The 24,408-nt window shown below is 47.6% G+C and carries 24 protein-coding genes; 12 read left to right on the top strand and 12 right to left on the bottom strand.

Going from position 1 to position 24,408, the window contains the following annotated elements:
* Positions 1 to 119 precede the first annotated feature (119 nt).
* From ftsN to rraA, 4 genes are all read left to right on the top strand, one after another.
* Positions 120 to 1,055 (top strand): cell division protein FtsN, encoded by a 936-nt coding sequence (gene ftsN, locus JK198_RS12085; RefSeq protein ID WP_212707993.1) that lies wholly within the window; start codon positions 120 to 122, stop codon positions 1,053 to 1,055.
* Between the two features lie 86 nt (positions 1,056 to 1,141).
* Positions 1,142 to 1,672: an ATP-dependent protease subunit HslV gene (gene hslV / locus JK198_RS12080; protein WP_087490118.1), complete on the top strand. Its 531-nt coding sequence runs from the start codon at positions 1,142 to 1,144 to the stop codon at positions 1,670 to 1,672.
* An 11-nt stretch (positions 1,673 to 1,683) separates the two neighbouring features.
* Positions 1,684 to 3,015 carry an HslU--HslV peptidase ATPase subunit gene (gene hslU, locus JK198_RS12075; protein ID WP_212707994.1) on the top strand — a complete coding sequence of 444 codons (1,332 nt, stop codon included), beginning with the start codon at positions 1,684 to 1,686 and terminating at the stop codon, positions 3,013 to 3,015.
* Positions 3,016 to 3,416: 401 nt separating this feature from the next.
* On the top strand, positions 3,417 to 3,923 hold the full coding sequence (rraA, locus tag JK198_RS12070) for a ribonuclease E activity regulator RraA (protein ID WP_212707995.1): 507 nt from the start codon (positions 3,417 to 3,419) through the stop codon (positions 3,921 to 3,923).
* Positions 3,924 to 3,980: 57 nt separating this feature from the next.
* Here the strand turns inward: rraA and zapB are convergent, their stop codons facing one another.
* A complete protein-coding gene (gene zapB / locus JK198_RS12065; RefSeq protein ID WP_212707996.1) occupies positions 3,981 to 4,220 on the bottom strand; it encodes a cell division protein ZapB in 240 nt (79 codons plus the stop codon).
* A gap of 422 nt (positions 4,221 to 4,642) precedes the next feature.
* Between zapB and JK198_RS12060 the strand changes: the two genes are divergently transcribed.
* The 3 genes from JK198_RS12060 (at position 4,643) to glpX (ending at position 8,140) form a co-directional block, all read left to right on the top strand.
* Positions 4,643 to 5,497, top strand: a complete 855-nt coding sequence (locus tag JK198_RS12060; RefSeq protein ID WP_212707997.1) for an MIP/aquaporin family protein — start codon at positions 4,643 to 4,645, stop codon at positions 5,495 to 5,497.
* A gap of 30 nt (positions 5,498 to 5,527) precedes the next feature.
* A complete protein-coding gene (gene glpK / locus JK198_RS12055) occupies positions 5,528 to 7,045 on the top strand; it encodes a glycerol kinase GlpK (protein ID WP_212707998.1) in 1,518 nt (505 codons plus the stop codon).
* A gap of 102 nt (positions 7,046 to 7,147) precedes the next feature.
* Positions 7,148 to 8,140 (top strand): class II fructose-bisphosphatase, encoded by a 993-nt coding sequence (glpX, locus tag JK198_RS12050; RefSeq protein WP_212707999.1) that lies wholly within the window; start codon positions 7,148 to 7,150, stop codon positions 8,138 to 8,140.
* A 7-nt stretch (positions 8,141 to 8,147) separates the two neighbouring features.
* Here glpX and emrD read toward each other — a convergent pair whose 3' ends face one another.
* The gene (gene emrD / locus JK198_RS12045) at positions 8,148 to 9,341 is read right to left on the bottom strand and encodes a multidrug efflux MFS transporter EmrD (RefSeq protein WP_212708000.1); all 1,194 of its coding nucleotides are present in this window, start codon (positions 9,339 to 9,341) and stop codon (positions 8,148 to 8,150) included.
* 296 nt (positions 9,342 to 9,637) lie between these two features.
* Here emrD and fpr point away from each other — a divergent pair, with 296 nt between their 5' ends.
* From fpr to tpiA, 3 genes are all read left to right on the top strand, one after another.
* Positions 9,638 to 10,384 carry a ferredoxin--NADP(+) reductase gene (gene fpr, locus JK198_RS12040; RefSeq protein ID WP_212708001.1) on the top strand — a complete coding sequence of 249 codons (747 nt, stop codon included), beginning with the start codon at positions 9,638 to 9,640 and terminating at the stop codon, positions 10,382 to 10,384.
* Positions 10,385 to 10,433: 49 nt separating this feature from the next.
* A complete protein-coding gene (locus JK198_RS12035) occupies positions 10,434 to 11,018 on the top strand; it encodes a DUF1454 family protein (RefSeq protein ID WP_212708002.1) in 585 nt (194 codons plus the stop codon).
* Positions 11,019 to 11,138: 120 nt separating this feature from the next.
* Positions 11,139 to 11,909: a triose-phosphate isomerase gene (gene tpiA / locus JK198_RS12030; protein ID WP_212710616.1), complete on the top strand. Its 771-nt coding sequence runs from the start codon at positions 11,139 to 11,141 to the stop codon at positions 11,907 to 11,909.
* Between the two features lie 25 nt (positions 11,910 to 11,934).
* On the opposite strand, the gene JK198_RS12025 is transcribed toward tpiA, so the two are convergent.
* The 9 genes from JK198_RS12025 to fimA all read right to left on the bottom strand — a co-directional run bounded on the left by JK198_RS12025 (position 11,935) and on the right by fimA (position 21,712).
* Positions 11,935 to 12,741 (bottom strand): CDP-diacylglycerol diphosphatase, encoded by an 807-nt coding sequence (locus JK198_RS12025; protein WP_343877932.1) that lies wholly within the window; start codon positions 12,739 to 12,741, stop codon positions 11,935 to 11,937.
* Between the two features lie 35 nt (positions 12,742 to 12,776).
* Complete coding sequence (locus JK198_RS12020) at positions 12,777 to 13,766, bottom strand: sulfate ABC transporter substrate-binding protein (protein WP_212708003.1); 990 nt, start codon at positions 13,764 to 13,766, stop codon at positions 12,777 to 12,779.
* Between the two features lie 146 nt (positions 13,767 to 13,912).
* Positions 13,913 to 14,875 carry a 6-phosphofructokinase gene (pfkA, locus tag JK198_RS12015; RefSeq protein ID WP_212708004.1) on the bottom strand — a complete coding sequence of 321 codons (963 nt, stop codon included), beginning with the start codon at positions 14,873 to 14,875 and terminating at the stop codon, positions 13,913 to 13,915.
* Between the two features lie 198 nt (positions 14,876 to 15,073).
* Positions 15,074 to 15,976 carry a CDF family cation-efflux transporter FieF gene (gene fieF / locus JK198_RS12010; RefSeq protein ID WP_212708005.1) on the bottom strand — a complete coding sequence of 301 codons (903 nt, stop codon included), beginning with the start codon at positions 15,974 to 15,976 and terminating at the stop codon, positions 15,074 to 15,076.
* Positions 15,977 to 16,114: 138 nt separating this feature from the next.
* Positions 16,115 to 16,648 (bottom strand): fimbrial protein, encoded by a 534-nt coding sequence (locus tag JK198_RS12005; RefSeq protein WP_212708006.1) that lies wholly within the window; start codon positions 16,646 to 16,648, stop codon positions 16,115 to 16,117.
* 9 nt (positions 16,649 to 16,657) lie between these two features.
* Complete coding sequence (locus JK198_RS12000; RefSeq protein ID WP_212708007.1) at positions 16,658 to 17,482, bottom strand: fimbrial protein; 825 nt, start codon at positions 17,480 to 17,482, stop codon at positions 16,658 to 16,660.
* Between the two features lie 72 nt (positions 17,483 to 17,554).
* Positions 17,555 to 20,161 carry a fimbrial biogenesis usher protein gene (locus JK198_RS11995; RefSeq protein WP_212710606.1) on the bottom strand — a complete coding sequence of 869 codons (2,607 nt, stop codon included), beginning with the start codon at positions 20,159 to 20,161 and terminating at the stop codon, positions 17,555 to 17,557.
* A gap of 34 nt (positions 20,162 to 20,195) precedes the next feature.
* Entirely contained in the window at positions 20,196 to 20,846 is a 651-nt protein-coding gene (locus tag JK198_RS11990; RefSeq protein ID WP_249213123.1) for a fimbria/pilus periplasmic chaperone, read from the bottom strand.
* 287 nt (positions 20,847 to 21,133) lie between these two features.
* A complete protein-coding gene (gene fimA / locus JK198_RS11985) occupies positions 21,134 to 21,712 on the bottom strand; it encodes a type 1 fimbrial major subunit FimA (RefSeq protein ID WP_212708010.1) in 579 nt (192 codons plus the stop codon).
* Between the two features lie 603 nt (positions 21,713 to 22,315).
* Between fimA and JK198_RS11980 the strand changes: the two genes are divergently transcribed.
* On the top strand, positions 22,316 to 23,056 hold the full coding sequence (locus tag JK198_RS11980) for a hypothetical protein (protein ID WP_212710607.1): 741 nt from the start codon (positions 22,316 to 22,318) through the stop codon (positions 23,054 to 23,056).
* Between the two features lie 9 nt (positions 23,057 to 23,065).
* Positions 23,066 to 23,539 carry a hypothetical protein gene (locus tag JK198_RS11975; protein ID WP_212708012.1) on the top strand — a complete coding sequence of 158 codons (474 nt, stop codon included), beginning with the start codon at positions 23,066 to 23,068 and terminating at the stop codon, positions 23,537 to 23,539.
* A 298-nt stretch (positions 23,540 to 23,837) separates the two neighbouring features.
* Here the strand turns inward: JK198_RS11975 and cpxP are convergent, their stop codons facing one another.
* On the bottom strand, positions 23,838 to 24,296 hold the full coding sequence (gene cpxP, locus JK198_RS11970; protein ID WP_212708013.1) for a cell-envelope stress modulator CpxP: 459 nt from the start codon (positions 24,294 to 24,296) through the stop codon (positions 23,838 to 23,840).
* Positions 24,297 to 24,408: the final 112 nt, after the last annotated feature.

Raw genomic sequence — 24,408 nt, 5'->3', positions numbered from 1 at the left:
AGGCAGAGTTTACTGGTCAAAGTTCATCCCCTTGAGTAAAATGACGGAGTTATTGCGATTAAATATAAAGATCTGGGCTGTTCGCCCGCCAGACTGATGTATAACTTATCGGAACGAATGTGGCACAAAAAGACTATGTAGGCCGCGGGCGTTCAACAGGGACGCAGCGTAGGAAAAACGCTCCTCGGGGTAAAAAGGGCAAGACCCGCCCGGGATTACCAAAACAGATGATCGTACTGGCTGTTGCTGTACTGGTCACTTTTGCCGGCGGTCTGTGGTTTATAACCCATCATAAAAAAGAAGAAGTACCGGAAGTTATACCGCATAAAAATGCCGGTAATGGCTTACCTCCTAAACCGGAAGAACGCTGGAAGTATATAAAAGAACTGGAGAATCGCCAGACCACTGTGCCGGTTCCGACCGAGCCTTCTGCAGGGGGAGAGATAAAATCACAGACCCAGTTAACTGATGAGCAGCGCCAGTTACTGGAGCAGATGGCCGCAGATATGCGCCAGCAGCCGACGCAACTCAATGAAGTACCGTGGAATCAGCAAACCCCGGCACAACAGCAACAGACACTGCGTCAGCAGGCTGCAACCCTGCAACAACAGAAAACCTATCAGCAACAACAGTTGCTACAGGCAGAGCGCCAACAGCGCCTTGAAAAACAACAGCGTCTGGAGCGGCAACAACAGGCAGAAAGGCAACAACGTGCTGATCGCCAGCAGCAGGCACAACAACCGGCAGTGGGTCATGCACAGACCAGCACTCCGGCTGTCACTGCGCCTGCGGCAGCACCTGTCAGCAAACAGCCGGCAGCCACACCAGGAAAACACTGGCTGATACAATGCGGTTCATTCAAAGGCAGCGCACCGGCAGAGTCTGTACGAGCCTCTCTGGCCTTTGAAGGCTTTGAAAGCCGGATTACCACCGGCGGGGGCTGGAACCGGGTAGTGATCGGACCGTATCAGGACAGGGCTAAGGTGGACAGTATTGTCAGACAACTGCGCGGTTCTGGCCATACAAACTGTATTACTCTTTCTGCCGGGGGTTGAAAGCCTTCAATCCTCCCCCATATACCCCCTTAAGTGACTCCGCGTACTGCGCGGAGTTTTTTTCTTGATCTAAAAAGGGGCGGCCCGTGACAACGATTGTAAGTGTTCGACGCAATGGCCAGGTAGTGATTGGTGGTGACGGCCAGGCTACTCTTGGTAATACAGTAATGAAGGGTAACGTCAAAAAAGTACGTCGCCTGTATAACGACAAAGTCATTGCCGGTTTTGCCGGCGGCACCGCCGATGCTTTCACCCTGTTTGAACTGTTTGAGCGCAAGCTGGAAATGCACCAGGGACATCTGGTTAAAGCTGCCGTAGAGCTGGCTAAAGACTGGCGTACCGACCGTATGCTACGCCGTCTGGAAGCTCTGCTGGCGGTAGCCGATGAAAATGCCTCTCTGATTATCAGTGGTAATGGTGATGTGATCCAGCCTGAAAATGATTTGATCGCTATCGGGTCCGGCGGACCCTATGCTCAGGCCGCAGCACGTGCACTGCTGGAAAACAGTGAACTCAGTGCCCGTGAGATTACCGAAAAAGCACTGGATATCGCAGGTGATATTTGTATCTACACCAACCATAACGTCACCATTGAAGAACTGACGTCCAGGACGTAAGGATTTTTACTATGTCTGAAATGACTCCTCGCGAAATTGTAAGTGAACTGAATAAGTTCATCATTGGTCAGGATGGCGCAAAGCGTGCTGTCTCTATCGCCCTGCGTAACCGCTGGCGTCGTATGCAGCTGGATGCCGAGCTGCGTCACGAAGTGACCCCTAAAAATATTCTGATGATCGGCCCGACAGGGGTAGGTAAAACAGAAATCGCCCGGCGCCTGGCGAAGCTGGCAAATGCACCTTTTATTAAAGTCGAGGCGACAAAATTTACCGAAGTGGGTTATGTCGGAAAAGAGGTCGACTCGATTATCCGTGACTTAACCGATGCTGCAGTCAAAATGGTACGCAGCCAGGCAATTGAGCGCAATAAATCCCGTGCCGAAGAACAGGCTGAAGAACGCATTCTGGATGTACTGATCCCACCGGCAAAAAATAACTGGGGACAGTCAGAGCAAAATAGTGAGCCTTCTGCCGCACGCCAGTCTTTCCGCAAAAAACTGCGTGAAGGACAGCTGGATGATAAAGAGATTGAAATCGATCTCGCTGCATCTCCGATGGATGTTGAAATCATGGCGCCTCCCGGCATGGAAGAGATGACCAGCCAGCTGCAGTCTATGTTCCAGAACATGGGCGGACAAAAACAGAAATCCCGTAAGCTGAAAATAAAAGATGCTCTGAAGTTACTGATCGAAGAAGAAGCCGCCAGACTGGTGAATCCTGAAGAACTGAAGCAGGAAGCTATCGATGCGGTAGAACAACATGGCATCGTATTTATTGATGAAATCGATAAGATCTGTAAGCGTGGCCAGGCATCCGGTCCGGATGTTTCGCGTGAAGGTGTGCAACGTGATTTGCTGCCCTTAGTCGAAGGATGTACCGTTTCGACAAAACACGGAATGGTGAAAACCGATCATATTCTGTTTATCGCATCAGGTGCATTCCAGGTCGCCAGCCCGTCAGACCTGATCCCTGAACTGCAGGGACGTTTGCCTATCCGTGTCGAACTTCAGGCACTGACCGTTAATGACTTTGAACGTATTCTGACAGAGCCAAGTGCTTCCGTGACGGTACAGTACAAAGCGTTGATGGCAACAGAAGGTGTGACAGTGGAGTTCAGCGATGATGGCATTCGTCGTATTGCTGAAGCTGCATGGCAGGTCAATGAGACCACCGAAAATATCGGTGCTCGTCGTCTGTACACCGTGCTGGAAAAGCTGATGGAAGAAATCTCTTTCGATGCCAGCGAACGCCCTGGTGAGTCAGTGACAATTGATGCCGGTTATGTGAGTTCTCACCTTGATAAACTGGTTGCTGATGAAGATTTGAGCCGTTTTATTCTGTAATTTAATTTACCGTGCTCTTATCACCCGATCTCTGTCTCCGGGCAGAGATCTGTTTTCACCCGATGCACAGCCTCCCGTTAACCACTGCTGATACACATTTTTACTGTTATTTACCCTCAGAGTTTCTCACGCTCACTGCAGGATTTATCTCTCCGCCATTTTTTCTGCCGGTATCTTGCAGACGGACGGCATCATTATTTTGTTTCCCCGCCTCTCTTACCGGCTGATATCAGTGAATAGTCGTGATGACCAGAAAAATGGCATTTCTGACCAATTTATTATTCATCTGTAATGTGATGATGGATCACTTATCCCGGCCTGCAGCCACGGCTGGCTTTTTTGCTATCTTCAGAAAGAACGCGATATACTTTATCCACCTCTGGCAAACAGATGATACCGCTATGAAATACGATACCTCCGAACTTTGTGATATTTACCATGAAGAAGTGAATGTTGTTGAACCCTTGTTTTCAAATTTTGGCGGACGCACTTCTTTTGGTGGTCAGATAACTACCGTCAAATGCTTCGAAGACAATGGTCTGCTTTATGATGTACTCGAAGAAAATGGACTCGGGCGGGTGCTGGTTGTCGATGGCGGTGGTTCAGTCAGACGTGCTCTGATTGATGCACAACTGGCACAACTGGCCACGCAAAATGAATGGGAAGGCATTGTTGTTTACGGTTCGGTACGTCAGGTCGACGAACTTGAAGAACTTGATATCGGCATCCAGGCGATGGCGGCTATTCCTGTCGGTGCAGCAGGCGAAGGTCCGGGCGAAAGTGATATCCGGGTAAACTTTGGCGGAGTGACCTTTTTCTCCGGTGATTATCTGTACGCAGATAATACTGGTATTATTTTGTCCGAAAACGCACTGGTCGCTGAAGAACAGGATGAGGATGCAGAGTAAAACCGCAGGTAAACCGGGTGCCGCAGCACCCGACTTCCGGTTTATTCCTCGACAGAATTAAACCTCATCCATTTTTCCCAGCAGGGTACGTAAACGCTCCTGCCATTGTTGTTGTTCTTCTTTTAACTGCTGATTTTCACGCGTTAATGCGTCGTGATTACCGGCAACCTGTAATGCTTCCTGCTTCAGTGTGCTGTTTTGTTCTTTCAGCTCTTCAATTTCCATCTGCAACAGGGTGATAGTATCAATCGCCTGCTGTACTTTGGCTTCCAGTTTTTCGAACATTTCAAATGACATTTTTATAACCTCTCCTATATCGCAAGGCGTTGATGTGCCGGCTACCATCCTGACAAACCCTGTAAAATTTCAGTAGCTGGCTACGATAACACGATTGTATGAAGCCTGATCGCGCAAGTCCAGTTACCGGGTAACTTCAGGAGCAGTCTGTAACATTTTTGGCATATATTTTCTATAAAAACCGCCGGACTTTCCTCGTTGCCGTAAAAAATCACGCCGCCACAAGCAATCATTAATGACAATATGGCAACAAAATACGCGATTTCGCTCATTTTATTTGACATGACACACAAATTTTAAGTTCGGTATTTATCGTTTATGCGCGTTAACGATAAATTTAACCTAACCCTCTAAGAAAGTCGGGTAACTCAGGGAATGGGTACACAACACCGATAAATTTAACCTCGTTTAAGGAATCAATCATGAGTCAAACGACAAGCACGCTCACAGGCCAGTGTATCGCCGAATTCATAGGTACCGGTTTGATTCTTTTTTTTGGTGCCGGCTGCGTTGCCGCGCTAAAAGTCGCCGGAGCCAGCTTTGGGCAATGGGAAATTTGCATCGTCTGGGGCCTGGCAGTTTCAATGGGTGTTTATGTCAGTGCAGGTATTTCCGGAGCACACCTCAATCCGGCAGTCACTGTTGCTTTGTGCCTGTTTGGTCACTTTGAAGGCCGTAAAGTCATTCCCTATATTGTTGCACAGGTTGCCGGTGCATTCTGTGCTGCAGCGTTGGTATACGGATTATACCGCAGCCTGTTTATTGATTTTGAGCAGGCACATCAGATAGTGCGTGGCAGTACCGAAAGTCTCGGGCTTGCAGGGGTCTTTTCTACCTACCCGCATCCGGGTATCAGCGTAGTGCAGGCATTCTTTGTTGAGCTGGTCATTACCGCAGTACTGATGGGAATGATTATGGCGCTGACAGATGATGGTAACGGCTTACCACGTGGCCCGTTAGCCCCTCTGCTGATTGGGTTACTGGTCGCGGTGATTGGCGCGGCAATGGGCCCTCTGACCGGTTTTGCTTTAAACCCGGCACGTGATTTCGGCCCTAAAATGTTTACCGCTCTCGCCGGGTGGGGCGAAATTGCTTTTACCGGAGGAAAAACCATTCCTTACTTTCTGGTACCGATTTTCGGACCACTGATCGGGGCTTGTGTCGGCGCTTTTATTTACCGTAATTGCGTCGGGCGTTATTTACCCTCAAACAACATAACACCGGCCAGCACAGAATCAGAACAGTCACTGTCACGCGCTGAACAGCATAAAGCGTAAACTTAACAACGACTTCACCAGGAACAGATTATGACAAACGCTGAAAATAAATACATTGTTGCCCTGGATCAGGGAACCACCAGTTCACGGGCCGTAGTTATGGATCACGATGCAAATATTATTGCTGTTTCACAACGTGAATTTAGCCAGATTTATCCGAAGACCGGCTGGGTAGAACATGACCCGATGGATATCTGGGCTTCACAGAGTTCGACGCTGATTGAAGTACTGGCACATGCCGATATCCGGTCGGATCAGATTGCAGCTATCGGTATCACTAACCAGCGTGAAACCACGATTGTCTGGGACAAAAAAACCGGAAAACCTGTCTACAATGCCATTGTCTGGCAGGATCCACGTACGGCAGATTACTGTTCAAAACTGAAAAAAGAAGGACTGGAACAGTATATACAGCAAACGACCGGCCTGGTGATCAATCCTTATTTTTCCGGAACCAAAGTGAAATGGATTCTGGATCATGTTGAGGGGGCACGTGAACGCGCAAAACGTGGGGAACTTCTGTTTGGTACTGTAGATACCTGGCTGGTATGGAAGATGACCCAGGGACGTGTACATATCACTGATTTTACCAATGCATCACGTACCATGATGTTCGATATCCATAAGCTACAGTGGGACAACCGTATGCTGGAGATTCTCGATATTCCGCGGGAAATGTTACCGGCAGTGAAGTCCTCTTCAGAAATTTATGGTCAGACCAATATCGGGGGTAAAGGCGGGACCCGCATACCGATCGCCGGGATCGCCGGCGATCAGCAGGCAGCACTGTATGGTCAGCTATGTGTACAGCCCGGGATGGCTAAAAATACCTATGGCACCGGTTGTTTTATGTTAATGAATACCGGTACCGAAGCGGTTACCTCAACCCATGGTTTACTAACGACTATTGCCTGCGGTCCGCGCGGTGAAGTGAACTATGCCCTGGAAGGGGCGGTGTTTATCGGTGGCGCCTCTATTCAGTGGCTGCGGGATGAGATGAAATTATTCTCTGAAGCGCTGGATTCTGAGTATTTTGCAACGAAAGTGAAGGATTCAAACGGTGTGTATATGGTGCCGGCGTTTACCGGCCTCGGTGCCCCGTACTGGGACCCCTATGCCCGCGGCGCTATCTTTGGCCTGACACGCGGCACCAATGCGAACCATATTATCCGGGCAACTCTGGAATCAATTGCCTACCAGACACGTGACGTACTGGAAGCAATGCAAAACGATGCCAGCACACGACTGCAGTCCTTACGGGTAGATGGCGGCGCGGTAGCAAATAACTTCCTGATGCAATTCCAGTCAGATATTCTCGGTGCCAGAGTTGAGCGTCCGCAAGTCCGTGAAGTGACAGCATTAGGCGCTGCCTACCTTGCCGGTCTGGCTGTCGGTTTCTGGAAAGACCTGGACGAAGTTCGAGCTAAGTCAGTCATTGAACGTGAGTTCCGTCCTTCCATCGAAACTACTGAGCGTAACTACCGCTATGCCGGCTGGAAAAAAGCCGTATCCCGAGCCCTGCGCTGGGAAGATGAAAACGAGGAATAACTGAGACTCCGCCCGTAACTGCGTTACGGGCTTTCAGGGTCAATTCAGTCCCCCTGCCCTTGTGCTACACTGATTCCCCTTTTCTTTCTGATAAGACAGATTATGAAACGCGAACTTGCTCTCGAATTTTCACGGGTCACTGAAGCCGCAGCCCTGGCAGGACATGCCTGGCTGGGTCGCGGTGATAAAAACCTTGCTGACGGCGCTGCCGTGAATGCTATGCGGGCGATGCTTAACCGTCTGGATATCCGCGGCCGGATAGTTATTGGTGAAGGTGAGATAGATGAAGCACCGATGTTATACATTGGTGAGCAAGTGGGAAGCGGACAAGGGGAAGAGGTCGATATTGCCGTTGATCCGATAGAAGGCACCCGAATGACGGCAATGGGTCAGTCTAATGCTCTGACCGTTATGGCCGTCGGTAATAAAGACAGTTTTCTCCACGCCCCTGATATGTATATGGAGAAACTGGTGACCGGCCCGGAAGCCAGGGGATGTATCGACCTTAATCTGCCACTGGAGACCAACCTTCAGGCTATTGCCCGCGCACTGAAAAAACCACTTTCAGACCTGACCGTAGCGGTGTTAGCAAAGCCACGGCATGAAACTATCATTACCAGTCTCCATCAGGCCGGGCTTAAAGTATTTGCTTTCCCAGATGGTGATGTTGCTGCCTCAATCCTGACCTGTATGCCGGACAGTGAGGTAGATGTTATGTATGGGATTGGTGGAGCTCCGGAGGGAGTTATTTCGGCGGCGGTGATCTCCGCACTGGGTGGTGATATGCAAAGCCGTCTGCTGCCAAGGCATCAGGTGAAAGGAGATACCCCGGAAAACCGGCGACTGGGTGAGCAGGAACTGGCTCGCTGCAAAGAAATGGGCATTGATACCCGCCAGCGCCTGACCCTGCAACATATGGTCAGCGATGATGATATTATTTTTTCTGCGACCGGTATCACTGACGGGGATTTACTGAAAGGGATCACCCGTAAAGGTCATATCGCTACCAGTGAGTCCCTGTTAATTCGCGGAAAAACAGGGACTGTTCGTAGGATCCAGTCAGTACATCGGCTGGCCCCGGACCAGCAGTCCTGATTGCCGGTTACCCGGTCACAATCTGGTGGTCACTTTCGCGATGCCGTGACAGTGACCACCAGCATAACAGCATAATCAGCGCAGTCATAAACATCAGCATCCCCAGGCTGAACTGATCGTTTTGTGGTAAACGTGCTGACAGCCACGCGACAGCGCCGGACCCCAGATTCTGTAATCCGCCAATCAGCGCCCCTGCGCTTCCGGCAACCCAGGCATAGGGTTCCATCGCGCCGGATGTTGCCAGAGGAAACAACATACCAGCCCCAAAGAAATACAGGGATGCCGGGACCAGTAACGTCCAGATATTCATGACATGAAACCAGCCGGGGATCCACATCAGTACTCCTGCTAGCAAACAGCTACCGACACCTATCCACATCAGCCGCTGCCAGTCACCTTCACTACGGCGGACAAACCAGGCACCGAAAAAAGCCGCCGGAATTGGCAGAATAAATAATATACTGACCGTGACACTGTTTAGCCCCAGCACCCCGCCCATCAGTACGCCGCAACTCGCCTCAAACACAGCAATACCGGCCAGTGCTCCAATCAGAATCAGCAGATAGCGGAGAAAAGCACTGTCACGCAATAATAACGAGTAACGGGTTAAAAAAGGTCGCCGGACGATATTATCAGGCCGCGTTTCCGGCAATCGGCGGGCAATAATGGCCGTAACGCCCAGACAAAGGAGCAGCAGAAAAGCAAAACAGGCATGCCAGCCCCAAAACTTTGTCAGTATCGCCCCGATAACCGGAGCCAGCAACGGGCTGACCAGGATCCCCATATTCAGGACACTGTTCGCTTTACGTAGCTGATTTCCCTCATACAAGTCCCTGGGCAACGTCCGGGCCATCACCCCGGCAACCCCGGTTCCCAGGCCCTGAATAGCGCAGCCAATCACCAGCTGACTGATAGAGTGGGCCAGTAATGCCGTCACCGCACCGATGCTGAACACAACCATTCCCCCCAGAATCACTGGCCGGCGACCGATGCTATCAGAGAGTGGTCCATAAAATAGCTGGGATAAACCGTAGGTAATCAGATAAGCGGCCATGATTCCCTGCACACTTCCGGTAGTTACCTGAAGTGAGAAGGCAATGTCACTCATGGCCGGGACATATACGGTCTGGGCCATTTGCCCGACCGCAACCAGCACCACCAACAGCAACATTAATGAGTTATTACTAAGATTCTTTTCCATTTTGACGGTTAATTCTTATCCATGAGGGGTTAACAGTGAGACGGGCCAATAATAATCCAAAAAGCAGCGTAAAATACCACGATTTACGGATAAAAAATGTCTCAGTTACACAGTTTTGCCGGTACCGACTGTCAGCTTTTTTCTCCATTTATGTACATTATTAATGCCAGTCCGTAGCAAATAATGGCAAAGGTTTGTCCATATGAGCTTAACCCGCAGATTAAGGCTGGAAAATCTGCCCGCCGACAGAGATGATGAAGGCTGAACCTAAAGTGAAGTTAACTGAGGAGCAAGTAATGGCCGACTGGTGTGAAGGTAAAGTTATCGCGGTAACACACTGGACAGAAGCGCTTTTCAGCCTGAAAGTGAAGGCTCCGGTAAGATCCTTTGTGGCTGGCCAGTTTGCAAAACTGGCGCTGGAGATCAACGGTGAACGGGTACAACGGGCCTATTCTTACGTCAATGCACCCTCAGATGATGAACTGGAGTTCTATCTGGTGACTGTCCCGCAAGGAAAACTAAGCCCGTCCCTGCATCAGTTACAAACCGGAGACTCTCTGTGGGTGACCGCGGACGCCGCCGGTTTTTTTGTCTGTGATGAGCTGCCGGATTGTGAAACTCTGTGGATGCTGTCGACAGGCACCGCGATCGGTCCTTATTTATCGATATTACAACAGGGTACAGGACTGGAGCGTTTCGATAATATCGTGCTGGTTCACGCAGCCCGCTATGCCGCAGATTTAAGTTACCTGCCGCTGATGCAGCAGTTACAACAGCAATTTAATGGGAAACTGCGTATCCAGACCATCGTCAGCCGCGAAGAAAATACTGGCAGCCTGACAGGGAGGATCCCGGCGCTGATTGAGAATGGTGAGCTGGAACAGGCAACCGGACTGACGATATCTGCTGATAACAGTCATATAATGTTATGTGGCAATCCGCAGATGGTCAGGGACACTCAACAGGTATTAAAATCGACACGTCATATGACTAAACACCTGCGCCGTAAACCGGGCCATATCACCAGTGAGCATTACTGGTAATACTGGCCAGACATCAATAAACGCCGGAAATCTATTCAGAGATAGCAGGATGAAAAACAGGATATATCGCTGGTTATACTACTGTATGTCTTTACTGGCAGGACAGGCCGTCTGTGCCACTCCGCCGCCAGTAGCACCGAAGACAGCCCCTTATGTACAACCCGGCGCTCCGGTATTTAGCGATACTATCCCGTTATTTCGCGAAAAATTTAATCTTGCTAATCCGCAGTTGCCTCTTGCCGAATACCGGACCGTCGACACGGGTCAGATACAGAATGTTGTGGTACTGGCAGCCAGCAGAATAAACCGCTCAGTGTATTCTTCTGCCGCACTCGAACCCGGTACCGGAAAAATCAAGACCTTGCAAATCACCTGGGTTCCCCACAGACAGGCGGACGAAAAAGCCTCGCGGGATCTGGCGTTACATTATATGGCGGCGCTGATCCGTTTCTTTTCCCCCCAACTTTCTGAACAAGACAGCACCAAAAAACTGGAATCATTACTCCGGGCCGCAAAAGGGAAAACCACGTATTTTGATGCCGAAGGCGCACTGCGCTATGTGGTTGCAGAACGGGAAGATAAAGGTTTAACTCTGGCAGTAGAACCTGTCAGGCTGATGCTCGATAACTCATGATTTGCTTATGTTTCATGACGAAAAACAAAGCAGTAAGTGCTTTTGAGACTTATAATGTTTCACAGACACTATTGCCTGCCGGCAGTAGTATTCAATGAATCGCGTAACGCGGAGGATATGATGCGACATCCATTAGTTATGGGCAACTGGAAGCTGAATGGTAGTAAACATATGACTGGCGAACTGATTGCTGGTCTGCGTAAAGCATTATCTGGTATTGAAGGTTGTGGTGTGGCAATTGCCCCGCCGGTGATTTATCTCGATCAGGCCAGACATGCAATCTCCGGAAGTCATATTGCTCTCGGCGCGCAAAACGTTGATATCAATCTTTCAGGCGCTTTCACCGGTGAAGTCTCTGCCGATATGCTCAAAGATATCGGTGCAAAATATATTATTATCGGCCACTCAGAGCGTCGTACCTATCATAAAGAAAGTGACGAGCTTATCGCTAAGAAATTTGCAGTATTAAAGCAGACAGGGCTGACTCCGGTGCTTTGTATCGGTGAAACCGACGCCGAAAATGAAGCCGGTAAAACAGAAGAGGTTTGTGCCCGCCAGATAGATGCTGTGCTTAATACCCTGGGCGCTGAAGCCTTCAGAGATACGGTGATTGCCTATGAACCCGTCTGGGCAATTGGTACCGGAAAATCAGCAACCCCGGCGCAGGCGCAGGCAGTGCATAAATTTATCCGCCAGCATATCGCCAAAAAAGATGCGGCAATCGCCGGGCAAGTCATCATTCAGTACGGCGGATCGGTGAATGATAAGAATGCGGCAGAATTATTTACTCAGCCAGATATCGATGGTGCGCTGGTAGGCGGAGCATCTCTGAAAGCGGATGCTTTTGCTGCTATCGTCAATGCCGCAGCCGCCGCTAAAAAAGCAGGATAATCTCTCATTGCTGAATAACGGCGCATCATGCGCCGTTATTTTTCTTCAGTATTTCACACTGATGATCCTGTAATTCCTCGGCAGAGCCTGTATTCCCTGTCAATAATTGTTTTCTGAGAGCCAGTAATACCAGCTGACCATCGGGTAATTCTGTCAGAGCAAGACCATAATCTCCCATGTGTTCAGCCGCGCCCGGAATTTCCTGTGCGACCCGTATAAATACACTCTGTTGATCCAGTTCCTCTGGTGTCAGCGTCCGGATTAAGTAAGGATGTGACCTCAGGGTATATTGCTGCCAGTGTGATGATAAATCAGGCGTTAATCCTGCCATCTGTCGGGCAATATCCGGACGAAGGCAGGACATATGTATATGTAATTGATTTTGTGTCCGGCCCGAGGCTGAATTGATGGTCATCGCCAGATCGCTGTCTTGCACCGGTGACTGATTTTTTTCTGACAGCAGATGCCGTTCATGCCATGCAAGAGAGAAGAAATTAGCAGTCTGGCTATCAAGCAACCGGGGGCTTTCGATACCTGATATTTTTGCCACTGGCATTAACAGATACTGTAGCGGACCCACCCTGTCTTTAAATAAAACATATCCCGCGGCCAGGTCGACTTTTTCACAGGGTGCCGGACGATGATTCTTTTCCATCTCCGGCACACACTGCTGGCTGACAAACTTCCACAGAACGTCAGAATGATCATGAAGCCGCGGTGCCAGCAAGAAGACCACCAGCAGGATAATAACGCACACCACTGCCAGCCAAAGTTTTACTTTACCTGCAGATACCATAAACCCTTCCATCCCCCTGTTTAACCAGACCTTCATGTTACTTTAATCAGGGGGAAAGTCATCCGGGATAATTATGGTTTCATTATCTGATCGTAGGTGCCACCGTCGCTGAAGTGTGTTTTCTGTGCCGCCGTCCAGCCACCGAATTTATTATCAATAGTAAATAATTTAACCGGTTTAAATTCATTAGCAAATTCCTTAGCTACCGCCGGATCACGCGGGCGATAATAATTTTCCGCCGCGATCTTCTGTCCTTCCGGTGAATACAAATACTTCAGGTAATCTTCAGCGACCTGACGGGTGCCACGCTCATCCACAACTTTATCGACAACGGCGACGGTAGGTTCAGCAAGGATGGACTCACTCGGTGTGATAATTTCAAATTGCTGATCTTTGAGTTTGTTTTTTGCCAGATAAGCTTCATTTTCCCAGGCAATCAGTACATCACCGATACCACGTTCGGCAAAAGTATTGGTCGCGCCACGGGCTCCGGAATCCTGCACAGTAACGTTTTTAAATAACGCTTTGACGAAATCCTGAGCTTTTTGCGGAGAACCGTCGTTATGGTCAAGGGCATAACCCCAGGCAGCAAGATAGTTCCAGCGGGCCCCGCCGGATGTTTTAGGGTTAGGGGTGATCACGGAAACACCTGGCTTGATCAGATCATTCCAGTCATGAATATTTTTGGGGTTTCCTTTACGTACCAGGAACACGATCGTAGAGGTATAGGGGGCAGAATTATCCGGTAATTTCTTGATCCAGCCCGGATTAATCCGTCCGCTGTTAGCAATAGCATCGACATCCGACTCCAGTGCCAGCGTGACCACATCTGCCCGGATGCCGTTAATCACGGAAGTCGCCTGTTTGCCGGAACCACCATGTGACTGACGAATAATCACATTATCACCGGTTTCCTGCTTGTAATGCGCACTAAAGGCTTTGTTATATTGTTCGTAAAATTCTCTGGTCGGATCATAAGAGACATTCAGTAATTGAATATCTTTCGCCAGCGTACTGCCGGATACCATCAGCAAAGCTAATCCAACATGCCACTTTTTCATATTATGCCCCCTGTGTTATAGAGCAACAGGTTGGCATAATCATCAAAATAACTTAAAGAACTAAAAGGTCGTTTTTATATCACAAATGAATAAACGAGAGATCGGGGGAGAGCTGCCGGCAGAACTTCCTCCGGCAGGCAAAGCGGTTAATACAGCCTTTTCGCGGTATCAAGCATGTCACGACGGAACGGACGCTTCATATTTTCTATGGCATCAATAATATCGTGGTGAACCATTTTTTCGTTCTGTACACCGACACAGCGTCCGCCATATCCCTGTAATAACAGATCAATAGCATAGGTCCCCATACGGGATGCGAGTATACGGTCATAAGCACAAGGTGCTCCGCCGCGCTGAATATGTCCCAGCACTGTCGCACGGGTTTCACGGCCGGTCTCTTTTTCGATATACCGTGCCAGTTCGCTGGCATCACAGATAAGTTCAGTAATAGCGACAATCGCGTGTTTCTTACCTTTCGCAATGCCGGCTTTAATTTCCTCGACCAGCTCTTCGCGGGTATAAGGGATTTCCGGTACCACAAAAAACTCACAACCTCCGGCAATAGCTGCCGACAAGGTCAGGTCACCACAGTGCCGGCCCATCACTTCAACAATAGAAATACGCTGGTGAGAAGATGAGGTATCACGTAATCTGTCGATAGCTTCTACCACCGTTTCCAGAGCAGTATGATAACCGATAGTATAATCGGTACCGGCAACATCGTTATCAATGGTTCCCGGCAACCCTATACAGGGAAATCCCATTTCTGTCAGCCGCTTAGCGCCCATATAAGAACCATCACCGCCGATAACCACCAGCGCATCCAGTCCGCGTTTTTTCATATTTTCGATAGCAATTTGCCGGGTAGCCTCTTCACGAAACTCCGGAAAACGGGCAGACCCCAGAAAAGTACCACCGCGGTTAATCATGTCTGAAACACTGTAACGATCCAGACTGACCATCCGGTCTTCATACAGCCCGAGGTAGCCATCATAGATCCCAAAAACTTCCAGTCCCTGGCCTAATCCTGTCCGGACCACACCACGGATAGCCGCATTCATACCAGGGGAGTCTCCGCCGCTGGTTAATACACCGATTTTTTTGATCATGACAACCTCTGGATAGTTTGAAGCTAAGGGTTAATCTTTTCAGTCAACGCGGTCACTGTGTACCGGCGCCTGCAAATAAGAGCTGATCTTGCTTAATAGTATACCAAACGTAGCTGACAGGATTGATTTAGGTCACTCAATACCCGTTGTTGCGCAATCATAACTGTTACAGAAAAAATTTAACATTTGATCTGTAAACTAAAAAATAAATTTTCCCCTTTTCTCCTCTGGGACAGAAGACGAAGGGTCCTGATGGATAATGACATCCGCGGCCGGAAAACAGGCTTTCAGTGCCTCTTCCAGCTGATCGGCCCGCTGATGTGCCATCACTAATGGCAGGTCATCTTTCATCTCTAAATGCAATTGTATAAATTTCGTCGGCCCTGACTGACGGGTTCGCAGATCATGTGCGCCGCAGACCCCCTGCCACTGAGAAACGATGCTGATTATCTGCTGAATTTCCTCATCCGGCAATGCTCTGTCCAGTAAGGCCTGGACGGCTTCATAGCCCATACGTACCGCAGAAATAAGGATGTAAATACCAATCCCGAAAGCGAATAACGCATCCGCTGCCGTAAATCCATACCAGCTGAGCAGCAGTGCAATCAGGATAGCACCATTCATTAATACGTCGGACTGATAGTGAAGCATATCGGCGCGGATCGCCTGACTATGTGTTTTTCTGACGACCCGGCGCTGAAACGTCACCAGTATCAGTGTCGAAACTAAAGCAATCAGCGTGACAATCACTCCGACCAGCGGTGCCCGAAAATTTCCGGGGGTAATAAAATGCTGAATACTGGTCAGGAAAAGAAACAAGGCTGATCCACTGATAAACATACTCTGGGCTAAGGTCGCCAGGGATTCAGCTTTACCATGGCCAAAGGTATGGTCATCATCTGCCGGTTGCAGAGAATAACGGACGACCAGCAGATTCGTCAGTGAAGCCCCGATATCAACTAATGAATCTACCAGCGCAGCCAGCACACTCACAGAACCGGTATACCACCAGGCTATCGTTTTCATGATCAGTAACAGCGAGGCCAGCACGGTAGCCGCAATCGCGGCACGAGTGACCAGCCTGGCATAAGAGGTGTCCATAAGGCTTCCTGAGTTTCTTAACCATCCGCAGAGAATAGCCTAAAGCACTTATTGTGGCGATCAGCGGGCGGGTGAGCAGCAGGAAAGAGAGTTACTCAGGGCAAAGGTATCGATTGCCCTGAGTGGTCAATCACCGGATTAATTATAACTTATAGTAAAGACTGAACTGGCATTGGCCTGCCCGGCAGTAACCTGACTGGCGGTACTGATATAACGGGCATAAAAATGAAAGGTCGCATTACCGCTGGCATCCGCCGTCACAGTCCGTGACGCGTCAGATAACCCCAGACGGCTCATATCATCATTCAGGAGCTCGATGGCAACATTTTTGGCCGTGTCATTCCCTGAATCAATCGCCAGCAGATTACTGCTGCCGTCAGCAATATTTCCGGTAAAAATAATACTGATAGCGACAGCAGGGCAGCCTTCCAGCTGAATTGAGAATGGCTTTTCTGGCGAGACTTTCCCCGCGCTACCATTGAGTGTGGGTGTAGCCCAGCTACCAAGCTCAACAAAAAAGTTCTGACTTCCCGCCGAAGCGGTGCAGGTTTGTTCTGTCACATTACCCCGCAGTACCAAATCGGCACCGGTCGCGAAACAATGACCGGACAAAAAAAGAGAAAGCAATGAGCCGACGGCTATCGCCGGTAAAGATCGTCGTAATGTTTTCATCGCGACATCCTAGTTCCACGAGATATTGAGCAGAGCATGACTGCTGAAGGTGCCGGCAACTGGCTTATTACCGGTGACATTCACCGGGATCGCCTTAATCGGGATACTCGCCTGACCAGTACTGTCCAGTGTGAGTTCATATCCTCCCGATAATGCATTCGGTGTCAGTGGCTGAACCGCAGGATCATTTGCCCCGGCACTGACTAAAAAACCGACATCTTTATTGGAAGAAACCAGCATATTTCCTGAAGCAGAATCCGTGGTCATACGCAGATACGCCAGTCCTGTTGTTGCCGGCGTACAGCTGATATTCAGGGTGCGCTGCTGGACTGTGACGCCTGACGGTTTTCCGCCGGCACCGGCACTGTAAAGGGCTGCCGAGGAAATATCACCAAAATCCATCACACTGTTATTCAGGCTCAGATCGCAACTTCCGGGCACCGGCACCGGAGGAACATAACCACCTGAGCAGACACCGGGCAGGCGATCATGACTTTCAGAAGATGATGTCTTCTGATACTGAAAAAGACATGCATTAACTGTTATCCCTGGTTTTGCTAACCCGGCGGTACCGCTAATGGTTTTTCCTGACAGACCATTAATAAATGCTACCGCCTGCTCCGAACCAAATGCCGAAGGCGATCCCTGGCCTAATATAATGAATTTTATTGAGCCGATATTATTATCGGTAATTTGCATCCCCAGAGAAATACCACAAGCCGAAGCTCCGAAACATAAAGCTCCGGGATAGGTTACAGTTGCCGATGAATTATTAATCACAATACCATTCGGTCCTATCGACCAGCTAAAGGCATCCACTCGGATCATACTCATTGCTCCCTGCATCCAAAACAGAGGTAATAAAAAAATTATCCATTTATATCTGAACATAACTTTCTCCTGAATTTATTGGGCACAATTAAAATGACGGCGGATAATCCTTTTCGCCGTATCCTGAGCAGAGAGGGCATATTTAACTGTACAACTTTCATTCTTCGCTGCTCCCCATTTAATAGTTAATTTCCCCTGCTCATTCAGACCATTTAAATAAACCTGGCCGTTATCACTAATGATTCCGGAAGCATCACCTTCGGACTCAGTCACCATAGATCCGAACGGCACCGGAGAACCATTCGGCCGGACAATATTAAACAGAGCCTGATAACCGCGGGTGGCAATAAAGTCAGCCCTGACGATAGCGCCTTGTGTCGGTATAACATTCCGGACGTTATCCTGAATATCGGTATGGTCATCCAGTGAATTAGTATCCAGTGCAATACGGTTATTCCGGTAAGCCGTGGCATATGGCAGATAGGTATAGCCACGCCAGTCGGTTTTTACACCGGTCTGATTCTGTACTTTCACATTATCGGCCCCGGCAGCTTTAATCAGAACATTGGTGGTGCCTAAAGGCTGGCCGAAAGTAATTCCGTTACGGTGAACAATGACCCCGCCGGAGAGTCCGTAATTCAGGCTATGGTATGTACTACTGTAGTTATACCCCAGGTTTGATGTACCGTAGGTTCCCCGGTAACTGGCATTCAGCGCACCTGACGCACCGTTTCGTCCGCTGTGTCCCTGGCTGATACCATAACTCAGATTCCGGTCGGCCAGAGCAGTACCGCTTAACCCGGTATTCCAGACTGTGCCGCCTTCAGTACTATGGTTAGCACTGAACGTAGCGAACATACTGTCAATCGGCCGGGCTTTATACGAGTTCCCTGCACTGAACAGTGATAACGGTACCGAGAGATTGAATGACAGCATCCGTTCACTGGTGTTCATATCCCGAACCTGGTTATAAGACCAGGCGACCGTATAAGAAATACCTCTCCAGCCAGAGGTATATCCGGCCTGATAATAACGGTCTTTAGACCCTGTGTTCCAATAGGTCTGTTCCGAGCCGGTAACATACAAAGACCCATAATCACCCAGCCGCTGAGTAATATTTAACTGAAGATTCCCTTTTCGGGTATTCCTGAGGTTGTAGTACCCGGAAAGCACATTTGTTTTCCCATCCGGATTATCAATCATTGAAGAATAATCGTAACCTGACATATATTTATAGGCCGAATCACTCAGAGTATAAAAACCCCGTGTGGAATACCGGTAACCTAATAACTGGACTGTGGTCCCGAAAGTCTCCAGAGATTTGGCATATAAAAAACGCAGTGACTGACCACTTTTTTTACTGCCATCGCTCAGCGTGGTATCTGACTGGGTAAAGTCAAATGACGTCGCTCCCCATTCACCGATATTAATACCCAGACCCAGTGCATAGGATTTATAATGATTACTCATCTGGCTTCCGCCATACAGAGTATACCCGTCAGATAATCCATAGAGCAGCGTTGCCTGGCTATAGAAAGGATTATCCTGATCATTAATTCCGCTACGGAAACGGCCAATGACTACATCATATTTCGCCCGGCCTTCTCGTTGTAATACCGGAACCGTCGAATATGGCTGTACATATTTTTGTATTGACCCGTCTTTTTCTTCTACCGTGACCTCAAGGTTACCGTTGGTCATCTGCGGGTTAATATCCGTCAGCTCAAAAGGCCCCGGGGGGACATACGTCTGATAAACAATATACCCGTTCTGTCTGACAACAACCCTGGCGTTCGTCTTCGCTACTCCGCGCACTGTCGGTGCATAGCCTTGCATTGAGTCAGGGTACATGCTGTCTGATGAATAGAGCCTGATACCGCGGAATGAATTACTGTCAAAAACGTCATTCCCCGAAGTACTGTCACCAGCCACAAACTGCCCTTTGAGAGGGATTACATCCCGTTCAAGGTAAGTGTTGATATTGTTCCATTGGGAAGTACTCCCACTGGATGATGTGTTACGGCTCCATGAACCATTATTTCTCAGGCGCCATGCTCCGAGGTTAGCCCCGCTGGTCAGGCTAAGAAAATAGGAGTCCCCGTAAGAGCTGTGATCACCGCTAAAATTATAATTAAACAGCAGGGCATTGATCCCTTCATCCCATTCATCGGGAGGGATATAACCTCGTTCTGTCCCTTTAAGAAAAGCCTGAGGAACATTAACATTCAGTCTGAGTTTTTTAACATCAAACTCCGTTGATGCCGAAGGTATAACATTGGTAATAAAAAGACATTGCTTCCCTGCATTATCTTTTTTCAGTGCTTCTTCATTAAAAAGTACACCGAACTTTACTAACCATGCTTCATTCAGACAAGGCAGTAAACCTTTCTTTTCTTTTTCATTATCAGTCTTCGACTTATCCGCATAGACAAAATTAATATCGCGGGTAGCGACAAAATTATCATTCAGATAAACATCAACAGTATAGGTTCCCGGAGGTACAGAAGACCCGGAGTCAATAAATCGGGTAATATCAGCAACTGCACTGGCATCATCACCCAGGAATTGCGTATTAAAGTAAGCTTCCGCATGACTGAATAATGGTGTTGCCAGTAACATGGCTGTAATGATATTTAACCCAGGCGTTTTTATCTTCGTCTGTTTGCTTTTTATTCTTTTCATTATCAATGCTCTGGATATCAGTCATCGGATACTATTATTTTCCGGGTGTTACTGTTGTCACTGGAGACACAGCACCAAAATCACTAATTGCACTAAATCTCAGCTCACCGGTCACTCCGCCCGGAATTTTCACTACTGTTTTATCCATCGGAGAGGCCATAATGGCATCGAGTTTTTTTCCACCAAGAGAGACATTAACCATGTTAACGAAGTAAGGTGTCGGATTACTGATAATCATCTGGTTACCCTGCAGGGTATAACTTATTTTTCCCGGAGCCTGAGAAGAAGCCATAGTGAGTGTCGATGGACGAACAAACAATTTTATCCTGGTCAGGATAGCCAGCTGTAATACATTCTTCCCGTCAACACTGTCTTTACTGACTTCAGGGATTGCTTTCACATTCAGCCAGTAAACAGATTCTCTGTCTTTCGGCAGACTATCATTAACATTTATTATTCTTATTGTATTTTCACTTTTTGTATCAATCACGAATAGTGGCGGCGTGATAATAAAATCAGATGTTTTTTTCTCATTTTTATCCTCAACCCATGACTGGACCAGATAGCGGCTTTTTTGATCGCTATTCAAAATAGCCAATGAAGTCTGCTTATCTGATTGATCATAAATCACCCGCGTGGCACCTAATGAGACCCCGCCAGCAGCCAGAGAGGCAGCGGGTAACATTGCGCTAAACAGTAGTGCACCAAAAATTCCTTTTAATATACTCCTTACCCCATGGTTTTTAACATTAATATTCATTACTTATTTCCTTTATGGGAGGTTATGAAAAATATTTAAGACACTGGTATTCCCGGGGATGTTTTAAGATCACCGGATCCCGGGAACCTACAGTGGTTAATATTATCCGGGCAGAATAGCGCGACTCTCTATTGCCCGGACAATCGTCTGACGAGACTTCAGTTATCAGCGACTAACTGCACAGTTTTACTGATATGAAGTACGGTTCAGAATTAGTTATACTGCATGGTAAATACAGCATCTGCGTTTGCCTGGCCTGGTGTTGGCGTAGCAGAAGTCGCTTTATAACGTGCAGCAAAGTTCAGGGTGTTAGTACCATCGATTAAGCTATGGCCTTTACTGAAGGTTGACCCGTCCGGTGTCATCACTGAGGAATCCTCATCCAGAATCTGAATACCGACACCCGTCGCAGTTGCATCGTTACTGCTGGAGTTGATGGCCAGTAAGGTGGCATCAGTTCCGGTAGTCTGTCCGGAGAAAGCAACACGGGCAGTTTTAGCCACTGTTGTATCACAGTCATTCAGGACAATTTTAAACGGAATAGTTGCGCTGGTATCACCGATACTCTGGAATGATGCCGTACGGTATTGTCCCAGGTTTACAATCTGATCTGCTGATTCAGTGCTGACAGCACAGGCTGCGTTCACCAGACTTCCGTTAAAGTGAACCACACCACCTTGTACTGTTGTTGTGGTATCTGCCGGAGTCGGGTCGTCTTCGGCATGAACACCTGCAGCGGCCAGAAGAGAAGCTGAAGTCAGCATTGCTAAGATAATTTTATTTAATTTCATTATATAAGTTCCTGGTGCTCTTTAATAAAAGAGAATTAATATTCATTTGCAGTCATCACAAGATAAACTGAATTAACACTAAGATAACAATTACCCTGCTGATTGCTTTATACCTGACATCAAAGCTCTATCCATTTAACCCACTAAATATTCAGACGCGCTGAATCATTAGATGATGAAACATTTTCCAATTAACTAAGTAAAATTAAACTAAGTAGTAATGCTCATCTTCTGATGTCGGAGCAAATAATAAATTAGGATTTTTTCATAATATAATCAAATCTTATCACTTTTTAATAAATGATATAAAACCAATACTAAACAATGAGTTACGATTTAAATTGAGATGTGAAATGCCATCAATTGATGGAATAGGAATTTTACGTTAGACTTAATCCTCGAAAAAAAAATTACGCAATGGCAGCACACATGAAAAAACATGCTCGTTATTATTTCATTGCTAACAAAATAATTTACGATAGTAGTCTTCACACTGTCAGCAATCCGGAAAAGACAATAAGTAATCGTCTGCTGACTTCTGCATCGGCCTGTTTAATCTGCCTGCTTCAGGAAAAATGAAAAATTGTCAGCAGAAAAACACTGATGCACGCCGGATGGGAAAAACATGGTTTCATTGTTACAACCAACACTCTGAATCAAAATGTACTGCTGATTAGAAAAGCTCTTTCTCAGATCACCGACCAACAGGTTCTGAAAACAGTGTTCAGACAGGGCATCACAATACCCGACGAATTCAGCGTAATCTCGTTTGATACCCCTGAGTCTCTGGAAGAATATATCAATAATTATTATAAGACAGGCCAGCAAGAGATAACCTCCGAGCGATTACCTGCTGATGATGATTCGGTTCAGTCTCCTCCGGAAATCAATATAACAGCAGAGACTCAGTCACCGGCCAGTGAGCCGATTGAAAGTGAATATAGTGAAGTAAATGAAAAAAGTTCAGATAAAAAAAGATCAATAAAAAGATATTTTTTGATTAACATCATTTTAATCCCTTTAATATTAATTGTGGTTTTTTTCGGGGCGATGCTGAAAATGGTGGATTACTATAAAAACTTAAGTTCCGGTGATTATCAGCCACTGGTCGACTATCGAAAAGTAGCGACAGTAAACGGCCTTTCTGTATATCTTAACAGTGATAAGTGCCCGGCGGATTATGCGTTGCCTTTCCTGGAACAGCACGCCCATGACTTCGATAACATTCCGGCAAGGAACATCTATTTTAGTTGTGAGAGAAATATAAAACGATCTTCGGTGCTGCTTTGCGATAACGATGCCAGAGATCCGACCGCTGACTGCTCTTCCTTTTACTATTTATAAGAAGGCATAATGAATACTAAAATATTGTCAATTGGCGTGGCTATCCTGTTAATCACATTATCAGGCACTTTTTATATTATAAGAACCAATAATGCCGGCGACCGTACGATTAACTGTACCGGACAGATTACAGTTTCGAAACAGAGCAGTAAGCTGACCATGAATGTACTCTTCCTGATTGATGACCGTGTGAGTACCGTTTATCTGCGTGGTATCCTGAATAAAGATGGCAAAACATATGTGCTGAACCGCAGCATCTATGCCCGTATAACCTCAAAAAACAACCACTATCGCTTTATTACGGAAAAAATTTCTAATGCCCAGGAGCTTCCGGAAAGTGCCGGGCCTCTTGCTGACGTCCTGCCCAAATACCTGCAATCGGTTAACTCACCACAGGACTTTTTCATTTACAGACTTAATCCGTCCCGATATGTCTTCACTAATGGCTATATTCCGTCGCTCTATTGCAAAAAGCTTACCTGATATAAATACCACAGACTGTACCCCACCCGTGCCCGTTTCAGGTGATACCACGATCGGTGCAGGTAGGGCTGCAGTTAATCAGGCATAACAGATAATAATGGCAGTCACAGACTATTATGCGATTATTCACTGACCATCAAATATCCGCGGCAGAGAGAGCAGACCGGACGTACAAGAAAATGAAGACAAAAAAAACCCCCTCATTACTGAGGGGGGAAGACAGGGATGGTGTCTATGGCAAGGAAAAAAGGGATACTACATACTGTTGGTACTGCTTTACGGTAATCAGCATCGCTGCTTACGGTAACTGGCTTACGCTACGTATATTGTTCATACGTAACTCAAAATTCTTCTGTAACTCTGCCTGCTGTTCCGCAGTCAGCAGGTTATACATCTGATGGCGTACTCTTGCCATCGCTACCTGCTCGTTTATCTCGGCCATCTTCTCAGCCTGCGCACGGACTGCAGGTTCATTAAAATCTCTGGCTGTTTCAAGTTTGTGCATCAGTTCAATATCAGAAACAGTAATTCCTGACCTGGCCTGCCGCGCCTGATACATCAGATCGCGCATTTGCTGACGCTGTTGTTCCGATAATTCGATACCATCAAACATATGATTTTGCGAATTGTGCGCCATACTCTCTGAGGTCACTGGTAATTGCTGTTCCATTTTATCTTTCATCATTCCGTCACATTTTGCAGTAGCCTGACCAGCAAAGACCAGTGACGAAAGTGCGACGATGATAAGATGGCGCATCCTTGACTCCGGGAGTGTTTAGCGTTTATCGATTCAACGGGAACCAGTGTAATCCCGTAGCTGCAAACATCCGTCAGGGGGTGTAAAACTACGTAAAGTGACAACCGGATAA

This window comes from Tatumella sp. JGM91, from assembly GCF_018257575.1.
Taxonomy (GTDB): Bacteria; Pseudomonadota; Gammaproteobacteria; order Enterobacterales; family Enterobacteriaceae; genus Tatumella; species Tatumella punctata.
The sequence above is the reverse complement of the archived record's forward strand: the minus strand, read 5'-3'. Positions and strand labels throughout refer to the sequence as shown.

What these genes read in the sequence shown, in the direction of transcription:
- hslU (WP_212707994.1), top strand. Translation starts at nt 1,684, where the DNA reads ATGTCTGAAATGACTCCTCGCGAAATTGTAAGTGAACTGAATAAGTTC.
- rraA (WP_212707995.1), top strand. Translation starts at nt 3,417, where the DNA reads ATGAAATACGATACCTCCGAACTTTGTGATATTTACCATGAAGAAGTG.
- zapB (WP_212707996.1), bottom strand. Translation starts at nt 4,220, where the DNA reads ATGTCATTTGAAATGTTCGAAAAACTGGAAGCCAAAGTACAGCAGGCG.
- JK198_RS12060 (WP_212707997.1), top strand. Translation starts at nt 4,643, where the DNA reads ATGAGTCAAACGACAAGCACGCTCACAGGCCAGTGTATCGCCGAATTC.
- glpK (WP_212707998.1), top strand. Translation starts at nt 5,528, where the DNA reads ATGACAAACGCTGAAAATAAATACATTGTTGCCCTGGATCAGGGAACC.
- glpX (WP_212707999.1), top strand. Translation starts at nt 7,148, where the DNA reads ATGAAACGCGAACTTGCTCTCGAATTTTCACGGGTCACTGAAGCCGCA.
- emrD (WP_212708000.1), bottom strand. Translation starts at nt 9,341, where the DNA reads ATGGAAAAGAATCTTAGTAATAACTCATTAATGTTGCTGTTGGTGGTG.
- fpr (WP_212708001.1), top strand. Translation starts at nt 9,638, where the DNA reads ATGGCCGACTGGTGTGAAGGTAAAGTTATCGCGGTAACACACTGGACA.
- JK198_RS12035 (WP_212708002.1), top strand. Translation starts at nt 10,434, where the DNA reads ATGAAAAACAGGATATATCGCTGGTTATACTACTGTATGTCTTTACTG.
- tpiA (WP_212710616.1), top strand. Translation starts at nt 11,139, where the DNA reads ATGCGACATCCATTAGTTATGGGCAACTGGAAGCTGAATGGTAGTAAA.
- JK198_RS12025 (WP_343877932.1), bottom strand. Translation starts at nt 12,741, where the DNA reads ATGAAGGTCTGGTTAAACAGGGGGATGGAAGGGTTTATGGTATCTGCA.
- JK198_RS12020 (WP_212708003.1), bottom strand. Translation starts at nt 13,766, where the DNA reads ATGAAAAAGTGGCATGTTGGATTAGCTTTGCTGATGGTATCCGGCAGT.
- pfkA (WP_212708004.1), bottom strand. Translation starts at nt 14,875, where the DNA reads ATGATCAAAAAAATCGGTGTATTAACCAGCGGCGGAGACTCCCCTGGT.
- fieF (WP_212708005.1), bottom strand. Translation starts at nt 15,976, where the DNA reads ATGGACACCTCTTATGCCAGGCTGGTCACTCGTGCCGCGATTGCGGCT.
- JK198_RS12005 (WP_212708006.1), bottom strand. Translation starts at nt 16,648, where the DNA reads ATGAAAACATTACGACGATCTTTACCGGCGATAGCCGTCGGCTCATTG.
- JK198_RS12000 (WP_212708007.1), bottom strand. Translation starts at nt 17,482, where the DNA reads ATGAGTATGATCCGAGTGGATGCCTTTAGCTGGTCGATAGGACCGAAT.
- JK198_RS11995 (WP_212710606.1), bottom strand. Translation starts at nt 20,161, where the DNA reads ATGAAAAGAATAAAAAGCAAACAGACGAAGATAAAAACGCCTGGGTTA.
- JK198_RS11990 (WP_249213123.1), bottom strand. Translation starts at nt 20,846, where the DNA reads ATGTTACCCGCTGCCTCTCTGGCTGCTGGCGGGGTCTCATTAGGTGCC.
- fimA (WP_212708010.1), bottom strand. Translation starts at nt 21,712, where the DNA reads ATGAAATTAAATAAAATTATCTTAGCAATGCTGACTTCAGCTTCTCTT.
- JK198_RS11980 (WP_212710607.1), top strand. Translation starts at nt 22,316, where the DNA reads ATGCACGCCGGATGGGAAAAACATGGTTTCATTGTTACAACCAACACT.
- JK198_RS11975 (WP_212708012.1), top strand. Translation starts at nt 23,066, where the DNA reads ATGAATACTAAAATATTGTCAATTGGCGTGGCTATCCTGTTAATCACA.
- cpxP (WP_212708013.1), bottom strand. Translation starts at nt 24,296, where the DNA reads ATGCGCCATCTTATCATCGTCGCACTTTCGTCACTGGTCTTTGCTGGT.